At 54.1% G+C, this 14,543-nt stretch carries 11 protein-coding genes; 9 read left to right on the forward strand and 2 right to left on the reverse strand.

Annotated features, from left to right (window positions below; all coding sequences use genetic code 11):
- The first annotated feature begins 1,320 nt into the window (after positions 1-1,320).
- The 6 genes from B2R17_RS00240 (at position 1,321) to B2R17_RS00265 (ending at position 8,465) form a co-directional block, all read left to right on the forward strand.
- Complete coding sequence (locus B2R17_RS00240; RefSeq protein ID WP_286762364.1) at positions 1,321-1,776, forward strand: hypothetical protein; 456 nt, start codon at positions 1,321-1,323, stop codon at positions 1,774-1,776.
- A 2,303-nt stretch (positions 1,777-4,079) separates the two neighbouring features.
- Entirely contained in the window at positions 4,080-5,282 is a 1,203-nt protein-coding gene (locus B2R17_RS00245) for a TlpA family protein disulfide reductase (protein ID WP_286762365.1), read from the forward strand.
- A gap of 134 nt (positions 5,283-5,416) precedes the next feature.
- Positions 5,417-5,707 carry a hypothetical protein gene (locus tag B2R17_RS00250; RefSeq protein ID WP_286762366.1) on the forward strand — a complete coding sequence of 97 codons (291 nt, stop codon included), beginning with the start codon at positions 5,417-5,419 and terminating at the stop codon, positions 5,705-5,707.
- Positions 5,708-6,154: 447 nt separating this feature from the next.
- Positions 6,155-6,877, forward strand: a complete 723-nt coding sequence (locus B2R17_RS00255; protein WP_286762367.1) for a hypothetical protein — start codon at positions 6,155-6,157, stop codon at positions 6,875-6,877.
- A gap of 726 nt (positions 6,878-7,603) precedes the next feature.
- Complete coding sequence (locus tag B2R17_RS00260; protein WP_286762368.1) at positions 7,604-8,068, forward strand: hypothetical protein; 465 nt, start codon at positions 7,604-7,606, stop codon at positions 8,066-8,068.
- 109 nt (positions 8,069-8,177) lie between these two features.
- The gene (locus B2R17_RS00265; protein WP_286762369.1) at positions 8,178-8,465 is read left to right on the forward strand and encodes a hypothetical protein; all 288 of its coding nucleotides are present in this window, start codon (positions 8,178-8,180) and stop codon (positions 8,463-8,465) included.
- A gap of 1,206 nt (positions 8,466-9,671) precedes the next feature.
- On the opposite strand, the gene tmk is transcribed toward B2R17_RS00265, so the two are convergent.
- Both tmk and B2R17_RS00275 read right to left on the reverse strand, forming a co-directional pair.
- A complete protein-coding gene (gene tmk, locus B2R17_RS00270; RefSeq protein WP_286762370.1) occupies positions 9,672-10,337 on the reverse strand; it encodes a dTMP kinase in 666 nt (221 codons plus the stop codon).
- Positions 10,337-10,912: a hypothetical protein gene (locus B2R17_RS00275; RefSeq protein ID WP_286762371.1), complete on the reverse strand. Its 576-nt coding sequence runs from the start codon at positions 10,910-10,912 to the stop codon at positions 10,337-10,339. Before B2R17_RS00275 ends, tmk begins: the two co-directional genes overlap by 1 nt.
- A 156-nt stretch (positions 10,913-11,068) precedes the next feature.
- Between B2R17_RS00275 and B2R17_RS00280 the strand changes: the two genes are divergently transcribed.
- Genes B2R17_RS00280 through B2R17_RS00290 form a run of 3 tightly spaced genes read left to right on the forward strand, consistent with a single transcriptional unit; the run spans position 11,069 to position 14,297 of the window.
- On the forward strand, positions 11,069-12,454 hold the full coding sequence (locus tag B2R17_RS00280) for a transcriptional regulator (RefSeq protein WP_286762372.1): 1,386 nt from the start codon (positions 11,069-11,071) through the stop codon (positions 12,452-12,454).
- Positions 12,451-13,230 carry an NUDIX hydrolase gene (locus B2R17_RS00285; protein ID WP_286762373.1) on the forward strand — a complete coding sequence of 260 codons (780 nt, stop codon included), beginning with the start codon at positions 12,451-12,453 and terminating at the stop codon, positions 13,228-13,230. The genes B2R17_RS00280 and B2R17_RS00285 overlap by 4 nt, the downstream gene beginning before the upstream one ends.
- The gene (locus B2R17_RS00290; protein ID WP_286762374.1) at positions 13,227-14,297 is read left to right on the forward strand and encodes a metal ABC transporter solute-binding protein, Zn/Mn family; all 1,071 of its coding nucleotides are present in this window, start codon (positions 13,227-13,229) and stop codon (positions 14,295-14,297) included. The genes B2R17_RS00285 and B2R17_RS00290 overlap by 4 nt, the downstream gene beginning before the upstream one ends.
- Positions 14,298-14,543: the final 246 nt, after the last annotated feature.

Below are 14,543 nucleotides of genomic sequence, written 5' to 3' on the forward strand. Positions count from 1 at the left end.
TCTTCTTACGAGCTATCCATCTGATATGATGACTCCCTCTTCGAAGAAACCGGAACTAAGTACAGGGGACTTTCACCCCACAAGATCACGCCCATGTTGGACGTACTGCAACGGAGACCGCGAGCTGACGTCTCTGAAGTGGTGCGTCTCTCGCGCGGTCCCGCTGAACCGTATCGTTCGTCGGCTCAAGTACGCCGCTGTCAGATGCGAAACATGACTGGAGAAAACACTGTTACTGCGATGCTCAGAGTGCGGACATGAAACGGGTACACCGGTTGCGATCGGTGGTTGTGTGGTTTTCGGCTTTAGTTCGCTGCTCACAGGATTGGGCATTGGCCTATCCGGTGTCAAAACTTGGTGGTGGCTACTAATCGCGCCGATAGCTTGGTTCCTGCTTTCGTACCTAATTTGGAATTTGCCTCTATGGATTCCCCAACTGATTGCGAGATTCCGACGATGCGAAAAATGTGGCAAACGGTCGTGGCGATCAGCGAGGTACGGTGGCTTTGGTTTGTAGACTCCTGCGACTTCTTGCCATACCCTTCAATGAGCGTCTCACGCAATTAGTTCGCACCGAAACGAAGCACCCCATCACGAAGAAGACCGCCGACGCACCATGCGATGAACCGAAGTCGCGGAGTCGTCGTTTTTGACAATGGAAAATCAATCGCCGCGACTCGGTTATCGCGGACGTTCGTCGATCTGTCTTCAATCGAATCGCAATTCCTGAGATGCTTCACACGTCCAACGCTTGGTTGCGCCAACATGAACCTCGCTAGTCAAATATTGCCTTCAACCACGTTTGCGTTCTGGATTCGATATGGGATTGTACTCCTCTTAGCCATCCTGGCCTGGAACAAGATGCGAACGCCCTTAGTCGCATGCACGGCCATGAGCGTCTGCATTGCGGGACTTGCGGCAAGCTATTGCCAGAGCGAGTACACGGCAATGTTGATATTGCTAGTCGGACTGACGCTCGGACTGGCTGCTGGCCTGTTCGCTGACACGTTTTCGACACACGACCGGAGAATGCAATGCGCAATCGAGCGGATGTACGCGAGTAAGTATGTCTGTCCACAATGCGATCACGGATTCACATCCACTCAGCTGACCGGCCAATGCCCGCGATGCGAATGCCGCTTTCCCAAGCCCGAGCAACCGAAATGCTCAAATTGGCAAACTAAACGGTCAGCAAAGTATCAACCTGGAAATGACGACGAACCATGAATTGCACGGGAGAACGGGTGGTCCGTTTTCTCGTATGCTTGCAAGTCTTCTGTCCGTCCCCCGTGATGACCGCCGTTCGCCACCTGAAATCTCATGAGCTCGAACCCGCAACACTCCATTGAGAGACTTCTGTCAACATTCAACTCGAAAGACGAGACCGCAATAGCTATTGCGAGGCTGGTGCTTCACTATTACCGCGACATCAGCTTGGTAAACAGAAAATATCCCAGCGGAGACGAAGCCTCATTTTGGTCCTCGTTGTCGGAGAAAGAAACCATTTACCGCCGCTATTGGCTGGGCACTGTCGGAGACCGTTGGAAACCAGCAACACACGGTGAAACCGATGACTATGACTTAGAGCGGTTAAAAGCTATTACGGTCATGTCAGATCTTAACGATCGCTACTTGGTTCGAATCAGTTTTAAAGATCCACCAACCGAGCTTAACAATCACGATGTGGTTTATCTGTTAGACAGAGATAAATCAAGTGAGAACGGTACGTTTCGGATTGCGTGGGAATACACTGATCTGAATGAATCCGCTGGATAACTATTGTCGCTTAATGCCCAGGATAATATCAACGCATTGACGTCGACTGGCATATCGACTTACGATTATGGCGAACAATGCGATGCACTGAAGTCGCGGTTAGGCCGCTTCCTGACGGTGAGTTTTTTGGCCGCGACATCGGTCATCGCGGTCGCTACCCAGTGAACAACAGGAAGCTTTCACGCATGCGATCTCTCCCAAAAACCATTTCGTCGCTCGCGTTTCTAGCGATAATGACTTGTGGTTGCGGAGAATCTTCGGGACCGGTTGAGACAAGCCAAATTCCGCAGAATCAGCGACCGTCAAAGGCCCCGGAGCAATCCGGAGCACAGCTGACGGTTAGACGCAATCTGGACGCCGAGACTATCCTCGCGGACCTAGGATTGGACGCATGGGCTTTCGAAGTGACTGGCGTACCTTGGACGTGGGAAGTAACGATTTCCCATCGGCCAAAAGGAAAAAATCGGAGGAGTCGAATTGTCTTTCAACGAAACTACTTAGAATCCTCGCAGTCATTTTACACGAAGAACCGTTCGGCGGACTCGAGCAAGGACGCGTTCGGCTCCCTTGTCCTCCTTTTGCCTGACCCCGTATCTCCGGAGGAGCAGTTTGAGGAGGATCTAATCATCACGACGAAACTGGGGTATGATCCGACAAGTGGCAGAGGGATAGGTCGTAGAGCCGTCAGGGAAACAATACGGAAGCCAATCAAGGAGATCTATCCTGCTAGCGTTGGCTCCTACACATCAAGAAGCGAAAACCCGGGTGCATCCCGAAGCTTTGCAAAGATTTCCGAGGGCGAAACCGTAACACTCATCGACGAGACTCGCGATTTTGAACACTTGGACAACCGATTGCCATCCGACCAGCGCGAGACCATTCGCATTCAGTTAAGCGTCACCGCAATCGCGATGGAATGACTACCGCTGACGAAAGGGAGTGTGGTGCGCGGTATCTCCCCCAGAGCTCAAGCTATAGTCTTCGTGGGTCGCTACGGAGCCTTCAGCAATCGATCGATGGGGCCCTCTGCTGACTTCTCTTTGCACGGGCATACGTTGCCGCATTCCGCCCCGCCTTTCGGGCAAGTCCTACTCACGGGTACGCATCGAGATCTCCCCAAATAAGGGACGTCCTTGATCGCTCAAGGACACGCGATTTGTTCCCGCCCAAGTGCTGATCTACCTACGCTCAGCACTCCTTCAAGGCATCCGCCGGACTTCCGGTTCGGCTTCTCAGTCAGCAGCCCACCGCGATCCAATGGATCGCTCCGCGACAGGGATGCATCTATTCCGCAGTCCCTTTGATTGCTTGGGTTGCCTGCTGTTCCTGCCCGGTTGCCCCTAACGAATCGAAAACCAGCTTTTGGCGGGCAAAAGTTGCGTTCACCCAGGGAACACTGGTTCGCAAACGCACAAAATGCTTGACATCAGCGTGCTGCACCACCACGTTAGGTGAGGGAAGCGCAACCAGCGATAAGTCCCTTCCAACCGGCGATAAATCCGAGACTACGAACCCGAGACTGGACAACGCAGCCGGCGAGAAAACCCTTCCATCCGACTTATCTCCGGACAAACCGGGGACAATCATATCGTTCGTCGAGCAGACTCACGTGACGCCAACGATCCTCATCAATAACGTTGCTTTGAATCTAGATCCATATTTGCCGCCCAATGATCCTGCGAAACCGGTGGAGCCCCAGTGGCTTCGCCGTGGTTGGAATACTGTGCTGCTTGGTGTGTTTTCCTTTTTCTGCGTCTTCTCCTATCCAGCGTTACGCCTTTACGTCGGTGAACTCTCACCGCAATCAACCCAGAGTGATTGGTTGATAGCTTGTAGCGATGTCACTTACATCGGGCATGGCGTGATTTCGGTTGGGATGTTCTTGCTTACGCTGGGCACATATTTTTCATGCGACCGCGGCTACGCCTGGCGAATCGCATACGTTTGCGTTTCCCTGTTGTTCGTTTGTGATCCATACCTACTTCGTCCGACGCAGGAGGGAGTGATTTCGGCGACGATCTATGCGCTAATGGTTCTTCCCGTCCCAGTGTTTGGATTAGGGTGGCTTGCGATGGTAAGGGTTGGATACATTAGAATCAGGAGCGGAAGAAATGCCGGTGCCGCGTGAATTTGCTTCCATAATCAGACGGTGTTTATTCCGATGTACGCATTTCCGCACTATGACAACGCCGACGAACCTTCCGATGCACCCGAGTCGCCGAGCCGGACGTTTTGACAATGGAAGATCTCTCGTGGCGACCGGGTGGTCGCAACCGTTCTGTGCTTAGATCCGAGTTTGAAAAATGCGTCATCTACTTTACACGGTAATTCTCTCTGCTCTCTGCGTCGGCATCCTCGCTGCCCAATCGCCGGAAAACGAACTCCAACAGCTTCAGCGTGAGTACGCTTCGAGCACGGAGGCGTGGCAGATGCAATATAATGGCGTCAAGACTGAGGATGGTTCGATCGCTCGTTATCGGGAATGGCCCGGCTGGTCATTCGCTCCGAAATTCATTTCCTTCGCGGAGGAAGCTGGATCGAGCCAGGATGGATTCGACGCACTCTTGGAAGTGCTGAAGATGGGGGACTCGGTTGGTCAATTTGATCAAGATTTGTTTGACCACTATGAACACGCTATCAAATTGATCCTGGAGAAACACCGTGATAAAGAACTGCGTACTCTCTGTGCCAAGGTACGGGTATCAAAGCAGTCAGAGAGCCTTTTGCGGACTCTGATGGCCGAAGGCGATTCAAAGGAGCTTCGTGCAGAAGCGTGCTTCCGCCTTGGACGACTCCTGTCGCAAAAACGCGAGATGTGCCTCCCTTCTTCTTGGGCGAAACGTCCAAGCGTTGGCTCCTTTGGCAAATACGCTGACTCGCGTGTGAGGAAGAACCTCGACCAGTTTCTTGCGAATCAAGACATCGAACAACTACAATCTGAGGCGATTAGATGCTTTGAATTGGTCGCCTCAGACTATCCAGACGTACTTTCAACGCGGGGCGACGAGAAGTTGAGCGTGCGCGCTCGTCGAGAAATTTTCGAGTTAGAACACTTGGCAATTGGTGTAGCGGCTCCTGATATTGTAGGGGCTGACATTGATGGCAAGCAAATGCGATTAAGCGATAATCGCGGCAAGGTTGTGCTGCTAGTTTTCTGGGCGTCTTGGTGCGGTCCCTGCATCGGGGACATTCCACACGAAAAAGAGCTTTATGCAAAATTTGCGGATCGACCATTTGTAATTGTCGGCGTAAATGCGGACGACACCTTAAAGTCTGCCCAGCTTTCAGTTAGCGAGAACGCGATTCCCTGGCGGTCATTCTGGAATGGCCCCGATGGCATCGACGGCCCCATTACAACTAATTGGAATGTTCGAGCCTGGCCAACCGTCTATGTCCTGGATTCCGAGGGAACAATTCGGTTCAAACATCTTCGCCGTGAGAGTCTCGATGGACCTCTCGATCAACTACTAAATGAAACTGAGTTGAAAATATCCAGGCAGAGGTAGACGCACAGTACCATCGCGTGCACCCGAGTACGCGAGTCGGGCGGTCTTGAAGTTCAATGTCTCTCGCGCGTACCGGGTGACGCGTGACGTTTTCCAACTAGAACCGAACGGCTGCAAACCCAGAGAGAGTCACTATGAATCCATTCAAAACTCGCCTGCAAGCAATCGCATTCGTCTGCGTGGGCGTTACCGTCGTTCTTGCATGTGTGGCCTCGATAGCTGTTGCTGACGCCTTCATGCCGGAAAATGTTGCAGGACAAAAGGGCGTTGTGACCTTTTACCGCACATTTACACCGATGATCGTCGTTTGGTCTGTGCTTGCCTCGTGGGCCTACTTCAACATGCCACCGCGTTCTTGCTGTGATGAGCTGCCCACCGACAACGATGGGGATATTGCCAGTGGTAGCACTCTACCAAAAGTTTGATCTGCCACATTTTCTATTGCGTTGTCTCACCGCACATGCAATTGGATTACCAATCCGTGAACCGGCGCACTCAATCACGCGGCAACTGAAATCAAAGCCTTCCGTTCGTGCCCGGTTAAGACAGGCGTTCCCCGACTGAAATATGCTGATGGTTGAAACCAACCCTTACGAAACGCCATTCCAGGTGGAATCAACGACTGGTCTTCGGCTTAATCGCGAGCGTCAAGACGCTAGCCCCACTGCCCGACGTGATAGTACTCGTGTCATACCCGCAGTGGTTTGCTTGATTCTCGGCTATTCATTGGTTGGAATGTCGCTCCTTTGGATTTACACGACTTGGAACACGGCGTTCGGCTCGGATCATGACTTTCTATCCCGATTGATTACGCCGGCAGTAGCCGTTGGCATGGCGTCCGGTGGGGGCTTGCTTTTTCTTGCATTTCGCCGATGGCTGCGTGGGTGGTGGCGTTCGGCTATCCTCACGTCCCTTCTTGGATGTTTTTTGGGCTATGGCGCATTCCGAATCGCGATCCATCTCCTGTCTTGAGCGTGGCACTCGGATCATCCACCCATGAACTGGAGCGGCGAAATTGGGCGGTTTTGAAATGGACAATCTTTCTTCAACGCCCGGTTACGGCCGCCGCTCTGCTGATTGAAGGCACCACAACGCAGTATCTCTTCTTACAAGGACACCTAATGAGACTTTCACGACTGTTGATTCTGTCCGCTTTCGGTGGACTCGCCAGTTTCTCACTGTTGCAAATAGCAGCAAGTCACCTGCCATCATCTTTCATCGCTGACACCGTCGATAGCTTAGGGATGCTTTACGGAGCAATGATATTTGGGGCAGGCCTGTTCGCAATTCTTGCCGCGTTCATGAACGACTTATGGAACTCACCAGGAAGCCGAATCCTGAGGACACGGTGGATCGTCTTCTTGCCCGCACTGATCGGCCTGGTTGGTGTCCTACACGGCTACCTTAGCATGGCTTCCTATTATGCGGCACTTCCCGAGGATATCGCTGTTCCTCACAACACCGCATGGGCTACAGTGACGGTTGGGTCGCTCTTTACGATCGCGGCTACTGCAATCATGTTCACGGGCCGACACGCGAACCAGGACTCAAGCTCGCTCACCAAGGCCCTGCTTAGCGAAAAAGCAGAACAATGACATGCACGGGAGCACGGGTTGTGGCGTTTTTCGCAATGGATCGTCAGCTCGCCGTGCCCCGTGATGCCTAACGCTCTGGTGACTGGAGTTGAATACGTAATGCGACCGAAATTCTCCCTCCGCTTTCTACTCCTGGGAACAGCCTGTATTGCGTTCGCCATCAGCCTTGGGCAATTTTTGGCTTTGACCGGCACGCTCGCAATTCCTGTAGCCGCGTTCGCGAGCCTCCTGTGCCTCGGCCCGTTGTTGCTTAAACGCGATCACAAAGTTGCAAGATTGCTGTTGCCGTGTGTCGTATCGATTCAACTGGCTTTCGTGTTTCTCGTTCTGAGCCTTGGCCCCATCTGTTCTGCGATGGTCCATTTTCGCGTCGACGAGAAGACATCCCCTTCGACGACAAACGTCTTTCGATTCGTTTATCATCCAATCAGCAACGCCTACTGTTTCGCCCCGGAGCCTGTAAGGTCCATCGGCATGCGTTACCTCGCATTTTGGTTTCCAAAGGACACGACTCTCAAAGATGCCGGATTTCGCATCCAGTGGAAGACAGAAACAGGCTGGCAGTTTGTAAAGGCGAGCAGAACAAAGACATTCACGGACGAATGGCGCGAGGTGCTCGCTCGAACGGACAACTCACTCTCCGTCCCCCGTGGTGCTTGACGTTCCTCGAACAGAGACGTTTGCGAACACATCAAGATTCACCATTCGATATGCAGGTTGCTAAAAATGCCGAAACACACCACTTCCATGTTTTCCGGATTGCTTGTTCTTGCATCCGTTCTTTGCTCGCCCGCCACTTACGCTGACGAGCCAAGTGCTTCGATCGATCCTCAGCAAAGCGAGGGAGTCATTCGCTTCGAGTTTTCGGGATCGTACAACGTGGTCATCGACGGTGCGACCGTAGCGACGGGACAGGGCACAACCACGGTCGAGCTGAGTCAATCATTTGTGTACCGATTGTTTCATGATTTTCAAAAAACGCTTCAGGACTCGAATATTGTCGGGGACGACGTAGCCAAAGGTATCTCGTCACTCCCGTCTACCATTCGTTCGGCAAACGAGACACTCAAATTGTTGTCGGATCCCGAAACGCAAGAAGCGCTCAGGCAGGTCGAGTCCATGCTTCGTTTGCTTCCGAGAACGACTGCCCCAAAGGAAATGTCGACCGACTCTGATTCTGACCAGAATTGAGCTACTTGAGATCGAAGGGGACGGGGGCATTGCCATTTCTATTCGCTCACTCATGCCCCGCTCCCTTTTGATTGCTCCACGTCATTTCCGATCGCCGATGAACATCCAAATGAATGATCGACGCAAACTCATTCTCATTGCCGCCACCAGCTTCGCTTGCGGCTTTATGGCGTGTGGTTTGCTCTGGAAGGGTTTGCCTCTGGCCGACCGTCACACCTTTCACGAGGTGACCGTTCAGTACACGGTCGACGATGGTCTCGGTGGCGTGTCGACGTTCAGTGACCTGGAGGTTGAGTCGGCGGTCCTCGGCTCGGACTATCTCACCATCGCGCACGTTGACGGGCAAGTCGAAGGCATCCCCATCGAGCGAGTCGTCCGCTTCAGTTGCCAGCCCTGACCGGGCCGAGATGAGGCCATCTGCGAACGGCGATCAGTAGCCGCTTCCTCACCGGCGATGGATGCGTTCACCGTGATTCGGTGCTTCTTCCGTTTTTACCGACACCCGACTCGCTCAATCGCTGTACTCTGGCGGGGGAGATTCGATTGCCTTCGGTCAGCAAGCGATTTGTATTTCAAGCAGTCTGACAAAATCAAACAGAACAGCATTCATTCTTGTTTTGGCCCGTCCGTTTAAGGCCTCCGTCCCTTGGATCGCTCAAGATCGATCCCTACGTGTACCGCGACTTGGTTGTGAACCCAACGTCGCCGGACGTCGATTTCGACTCCGCCAATCCGGGCTACACCTTCCCTGAGTGAAGCGTTCGATATCGCTATTCTTGGCACGATGAGGTGGATGAGTTTGGCCTTTGGCCAAAGCGTGCGGGTGGCGCGGCACAAGACCAGGGGCGTTGCCCGCTGGCTATGTTGAGCTTGGCCTTTGGCCAAGGTGGAGGACTACTAGCCAACGGCCAGTTTCATCGAAGGCAGGGGGCACCGCCACCGATCTCTACCGCTCAAAAACAAAGGGCAACGCGAGTGATTCAAGTGTTTCTGTAGAGATCCGTCAAAAACGTTGGCAGCTCTAAGCACGTGAGCGGGAGTCTTTGGGCTTGATCACGTAGCGGGGTCTCTCCGAGATGCTGCAATTTGCGAGTCTCAGAGAGACTCGCCTACGTGAGGTTCTACCCGATCATTCCTGCCGACCTGCTTAGTAGAGCCTCGAGACAGATTTGCCTGCGGTAGACGCAGAAGACAGTCAGAGCCTGCAAAGGGGCAGGCTCCTATGAGTTCTCGTTGATGCTTGCAATCCGGTCTCAGCTCACCTGGGGACCAAGCCATCTCGAGCCGACGAAGCGGGCGGACTGCATCACGCTCTGAACCGTGAAAGCATGCGAGCGAAAATTTTGTGAGCAGCGTTGCGGTTGACGTGGACAGTGGTGGGCGAGTTGGCTGGAAGGTTGGATTGGCTTGCATTTTGGCGTGACAACCGGGCCTAACGGCCGTCGGCTGAAGTGAACGGGTTTTGTGAGCCGGCGTCTTCGGCAAATCTGAAAACAGCCTGTAGCGTCCTAGCCACATTCTGAATCGTTCCGTCGCCCGGCGGCTGCCATCGCAACGATCGATGCCGTTCAGGTGTGCGGGAACGAGAGACCTACAGGCTGAATCAAAACAGCTCGATCGCTGCGATGGTTTTGGCGACTTCTTCGATCGTTCCTGATGCATCGATGACGTGTGTGCGACCACCGGCGTTGGGCAATTCGTCCAAGAAGGCTTGGCGGACCTTGGCCATGTAATCGACGCCTCGTGATTCCATTCGATCGGCTTCGCCACCGACTCGTTGCATCGAGATTTCAGCGGGTAGGTCCAGCAACAGCGTCACGTCCGGCTGAACCCCGCCGCACGCGAGTCGCCCAAGGTGCCACAACGTCTGCGCGTCGACTTCTCCGCCGACGCTTTGATAGACCACGTTGGCCAAAAGGAAACGATCGCTGATCACCGTGACTCCATCGGCGAGGGCCGATCGCAAGGTAGATTCAATCATCTCGCAGCGACTGGCCATGAACAGCATCGCCTCCGTCCGACGATGCATTTCCAAATCGCTGTCCAGCAACATCGCTCGCAGCTTCATGCCCAGATCGGTCGAACCGGGGTCTCGCACGCAGAGAACGTTGCGGCCTTCGGATCTTAGACGCTCAGCCAAAATTTCGATCTGAGATGATTTCCCAACACCGTCGATTCCATCCAGCGTGATCAATCGGCCGGGATACGGGTGAGCGATCGGCGAAGGTGCCGTTTGGGGCATGTCTGTTTTGCCAGGATCGGGCGACATCAAAAGGTCCCCGTCGAATAGGCGTCGGGTTTGCCGATGACCGGCATGTGAGCGTATTCCGACACCAGCCAACCACCATGGGCTGCATTGGGGTCACCGCTCTTTTCGAACGTCAGCATCAGCCGTCGTGGGATCGAAACGTTCTTGATCGATCCGCGTTTTTCGCTGACGGTTACCTTCACCGTCATGTCCACATTCGCTTGTGGCGGAACGGATCCCTGAACCATTTTGATGGAACGAATGTTGCCCACCTTGGCGACTTCAAATTCGTAGCGTTGAAGTTCGTTTCCGGCTTGTGATTTGGTTTGGTCGGCACCAATCAGCTCCACCACATCGTCATACCGCTCCTCTTCGACGGCTTTGGCGATGTCGTAAATCAAAGTCTCGATCCGTTCCTCATCGGTCACCCAGTTTCCCGCGATCACCCAAGCGACGGGAATCAACGCGGCACAAATCAAACCGGTGATGACCAACGCCTTTTTGCCGGTCTGCAACCAACTGTAGATCAATGCCGCGGCCAAAACCCCCAGCATGATCGAAACCACGAGCGGTTGTTCAGCAAGGAGTTGAGTCATCGCAATTGCCAGAAAAGAGGAGGAGAGCGGTCTGGTTGCGTTTCGCTGGGGTCTCCCAAGGAACCGCGATTCGATACGATAACCGCATTCGATCTCAGCGCCGCGTGGGTCGCTTTCATCCAATCGGTCATCCCGTTCATTTTAGCCACTTGTTCCATGAAACGTGTTTCGTTGCCAGTCGTCTCAGCCCAGGATTACCGCGGCGCTGTCGAAGGCGAATTGTGGGAGTTGAGACCTGCCGCGGTGGCGGGGTCGTTCTCGGCTCGTTCACAACCTGTCAATGGTTCGCCCGAGGCGATCGCGAAACTGGCTGAGAGCATGCTGCAGACGCCGGTGGATTTCCCAACCGTCGTCGAAGCCATTGTCCCCGGTGACCATGTGGCTTTGGCCGTCGACCCCAACGTGCCGCGAGTCTCGGACGTCTTGCAAGGCGTGCTTTCGATGCTGGCCAAGGCCAACGCGGGGAAGGTCAGCGTGGTGCTGTGGCATGAAGCCGACGAATCTTTGGCATCGCAACTACAAGAAGAACTCGAGGCGGTGCAGAACTGCCAGGAAACACTGAAGCCAATGAAGGTGGAAGTCGTTCGCCATGAACCGCATCGCCGCGAAAGCCTGCGTTACATCGTTGCCGACGAAAACGCCGAAGCGGTCTATTTAGCAAAGGACTTGGTCGACGCTGATTTCACGTTGCCGATCCTTTCGGCTCGAGCTCGCGATGCGATCAATAACGTTGACCCAACTGGAATTTTCCCGCTGTTCGCCGATGCCGCGACCCAGCACCGCTATCAAACGGGTGCGACAACCGAACCATCCGAAGCGTCTTGGTTGTTGGGTGTGCAAGTCATGATGCTGGTTTCCGCGGATGCCGCCGGCGAACTTGGTCGATTGATCGCGGGAACGCCCGATGCCTTGCGTCATGAGTTGACCAACTTGTACGCCAGTGGCGAAACGGCCGACCAAGAATCTTGGGACAGCGAAGAATCCGCGAGCACTTCTGCCGCCATCAGCGAGACCGTACCGACCGCTGAAATGGTTGTCGCCGCTCTGGACGGAGATGAAACCTCGCAGACTTGGGCGAACCTGGCACGCGCCGCGATCGCTGCTGGACGTCACGTCACGCCGGGCGGAACGATCGTCATTTGGTCTCAGGTCAACACATCCCCCAGCCCAGTTTGGTTACGAGAACTTGGGCAGCCACCGATCGGGATCGAGTCAAACGAGGAGGAAGTGGAATCCGATGATGCGGATCCGCGACCAAACGCGTCAGACGATTTGGACCAAGACACAGCGTTCAAGAACTGGGATGCAGCAACGCCCTTGGCACGTCAGTGGAATCAATTGATCGCCGATGGACACGTGCTGCTGCACTGCCAACTAGACGACGACGTGGTCGAGTCACTTGGGATGGGTGTGATTCACTCGATCGAAGAACTTAGGACTCTCGGAACGCGTCTCAGCGGTGCTGGGGTTTTGCGAGCGGCGCACTACCACACCGAATCCATCGTCGCCTTCTCCATGACCGATGAGGAGGTCGAACCATGAAGAAAAAACCCAGCGCAGCAACCGTCAAGAAATCTGCGAAGAAGTCCGCTTCGCGAAAATCGGCGAAGAAGTCTTCTCGCAAATCAACTCGCGCGTCTCATCCCGCGGCACACCCGACAAGCAAGAGCAGCGTCGGAAAATCACCCACCAAGAAAGCGAAGAAATCAGCGAAGAAGAAGGCAAAGAAATCCGCTGTCAAAAGTGTTCGCAAGAAGAGCACCGCACCGCCAAAGCGTTCGCAAGAACCGATTGAAAAGGCGTTTCGGTATTGCCCGTCGTGCCAAACACCCAACGACAATCCCGGCGAGATCCCGTTTCGATGCGATGAGTGCGGTTTCGCATTCTTCTTTGGCCCCGTTGCTGCCGTTGGTGGATTGATCGTCAACGAAGATCAAGAACTGCTGCTCGTCCGCCGGGCCCGCGACCCTGGCAAAGGCCAATGGGGATTGCCAGGTGGCTTCGTCGATCGAGGCGAGTCCATCGAAGAGGCGCTGCGTCGTGAAGTCACCGAAGAAACCCAGCTCAAAGTGACTGAACTGTCGCTGTTGACCACTGGACCGAACAATTACACCTACGCTGGCGTGACCGCTGACGTGATTGATTTGTTCTTTGTTTGCAAAGTGCCAAAGAATTCAAAGATTGAATTGGAACCAAGCGAACTGAGTGAGTTCAAATGGTGCGTTCCGACCAAACGCGAACTGAATAACATGGCATTTCCATCCAATCGAATCGCGGTGGAACAATGGCTTCAAGAACGAAAGAAGACCTCCAAATGAATTCTGCGATTCCCACCGAGCGTTCAGCGCACGCGTCCAACCGATCCACAACGTCTCGCTGGGGAATCGTGTTGATGGCCGGAGCAATGTTGATCTTCGCTTTTGCAGCAACCGAAGGTTGCACCAATTCAGCCGGCAAAGCGAAGAGCAACAAGCTGCAAGTTCTCGCGACGACGGCGATGGTTGGGGATGTCGTGAAAGCCGTCGGAGGCGACAAGATCGAAGTCACCGTGTTGCTTGGTCCCGGTGTTGACCCACACCTCTACAAGACGACTCGCGATGACGTTGCTCAGATCATCGACGCGGACGTGGTGTTTTATTCGGGGCTGATGCTCGAAGGCAAAATGTCCGACGCGTTCGCGAAGGTCGGAAAGTCAAAACCAGTGATCGCTGTGACCGAAGACTTGGATGAGAGCAGACTCCTTTCGGATTCTGAACAATCAGGCCACCCCGATCCGCATGTTTGGTTCGACGTTGAACTTTGGTCGCTCACGGCTGACAAAGTCGCGACTGTCTTGGGGGAGGAATTGCCCGATTATCAAGCCACCTTCCAAGCCAATTCGGAGAAGTATCAAGCAGAACTGCAGTTGCTGGCTGAGGATGCCAAAGCCGCCCTCGCGACCATCCCGGAAGACCAACGAATCTTGATCACCTCGCACGATGCATTCGGCTACCTCGGCCGGGCGTACGGGATTGAGGTGCTGGGTGTGCAGGGAATTTCGACCGATTCCGAAGCTGGATTGCAACGCATCAATCAACTGGTCGATTTGATCGTTGAAAAGAAGGTTCCTGCCGTCTTTATCGAAACGAGCGTCAACGGCAAAAGCATCCAAGCATTGATCGACGGAGCCAATTCGCGTGGGCACTCGGTCAAGATTGGCGGCGAACTATTCTCGGATGCCGCCGGTGAAGAGGGAACGTACGAAGGCACCTACCTGGGAATGATCGATCACAATGTGACCTTGATCACTCGAGCTCTGGGAGGTGAAGCCCCGGAAAACGGATTGCGAGGCAAACTGAGCATGGACGCGGATACGACCAACGAATCTTCCAACGTCCCGAATTAGATTTCGTCCTAGCGCCTGTTGATTTAATGAGCCGCACCGCGTTAGGAACCATTCGAAAACAACTTCGGGATTTAAAAAGTAGCGGAAGGGCGCGAGCCCTCCGGTGACACACCGGGCGGCTCGCGCCGCACCGCTAAAGCCGAACTTGATTCCGAACGGTTCCTTAGCAACGGTTAACCAGAAGCCAACCGGGGCTAACGCCCATCGGCTAACTGTTGTCATTCGGTATACAACTAAATCAACAGC

The sequence above is a fragment of the Rhodopirellula sp. UBA1907 genome (assembly GCF_002337565.1).
Taxonomy (GTDB): Bacteria; Planctomycetota; Planctomycetia; order Pirellulales; family Pirellulaceae; genus Rhodopirellula; species Rhodopirellula europaea.

Excerpts from the sequence above, each read along its gene's own strand:
- B2R17_RS00240 (WP_286762364.1), top strand. The coding sequence starts at position 1,321 with ATGAGCTCGAACCCGCAACACTCCATTGAGAGACTTCTGTCAACATTC.
- B2R17_RS00245 (WP_286762365.1), top strand. The coding sequence starts at position 4,080 with ATGCGTCATCTACTTTACACGGTAATTCTCTCTGCTCTCTGCGTCGGC.
- B2R17_RS00250 (WP_286762366.1), top strand. The coding sequence starts at position 5,417 with ATGAATCCATTCAAAACTCGCCTGCAAGCAATCGCATTCGTCTGCGTG.
- B2R17_RS00255 (WP_286762367.1), top strand. The coding sequence starts at position 6,155 with ATGGCTGCGTGGGTGGTGGCGTTCGGCTATCCTCACGTCCCTTCTTGG.
- B2R17_RS00260 (WP_286762368.1), top strand. The coding sequence starts at position 7,604 with ATGCCGAAACACACCACTTCCATGTTTTCCGGATTGCTTGTTCTTGCA.
- B2R17_RS00265 (WP_286762369.1), top strand. The coding sequence starts at position 8,178 with ATGAATGATCGACGCAAACTCATTCTCATTGCCGCCACCAGCTTCGCT.
- tmk (WP_286762370.1), bottom strand. The coding sequence starts at position 10,337 with ATGTCGCCCGATCCTGGCAAAACAGACATGCCCCAAACGGCACCTTCG.
- B2R17_RS00275 (WP_286762371.1), bottom strand. The coding sequence starts at position 10,912 with ATGACTCAACTCCTTGCTGAACAACCGCTCGTGGTTTCGATCATGCTG.
- B2R17_RS00280 (WP_286762372.1), top strand. The coding sequence starts at position 11,069 with ATGAAACGTGTTTCGTTGCCAGTCGTCTCAGCCCAGGATTACCGCGGC.
- B2R17_RS00285 (WP_286762373.1), top strand. The coding sequence starts at position 12,451 with ATGAAGAAAAAACCCAGCGCAGCAACCGTCAAGAAATCTGCGAAGAAG.
- B2R17_RS00290 (WP_286762374.1), top strand. The coding sequence starts at position 13,227 with ATGAATTCTGCGATTCCCACCGAGCGTTCAGCGCACGCGTCCAACCGA.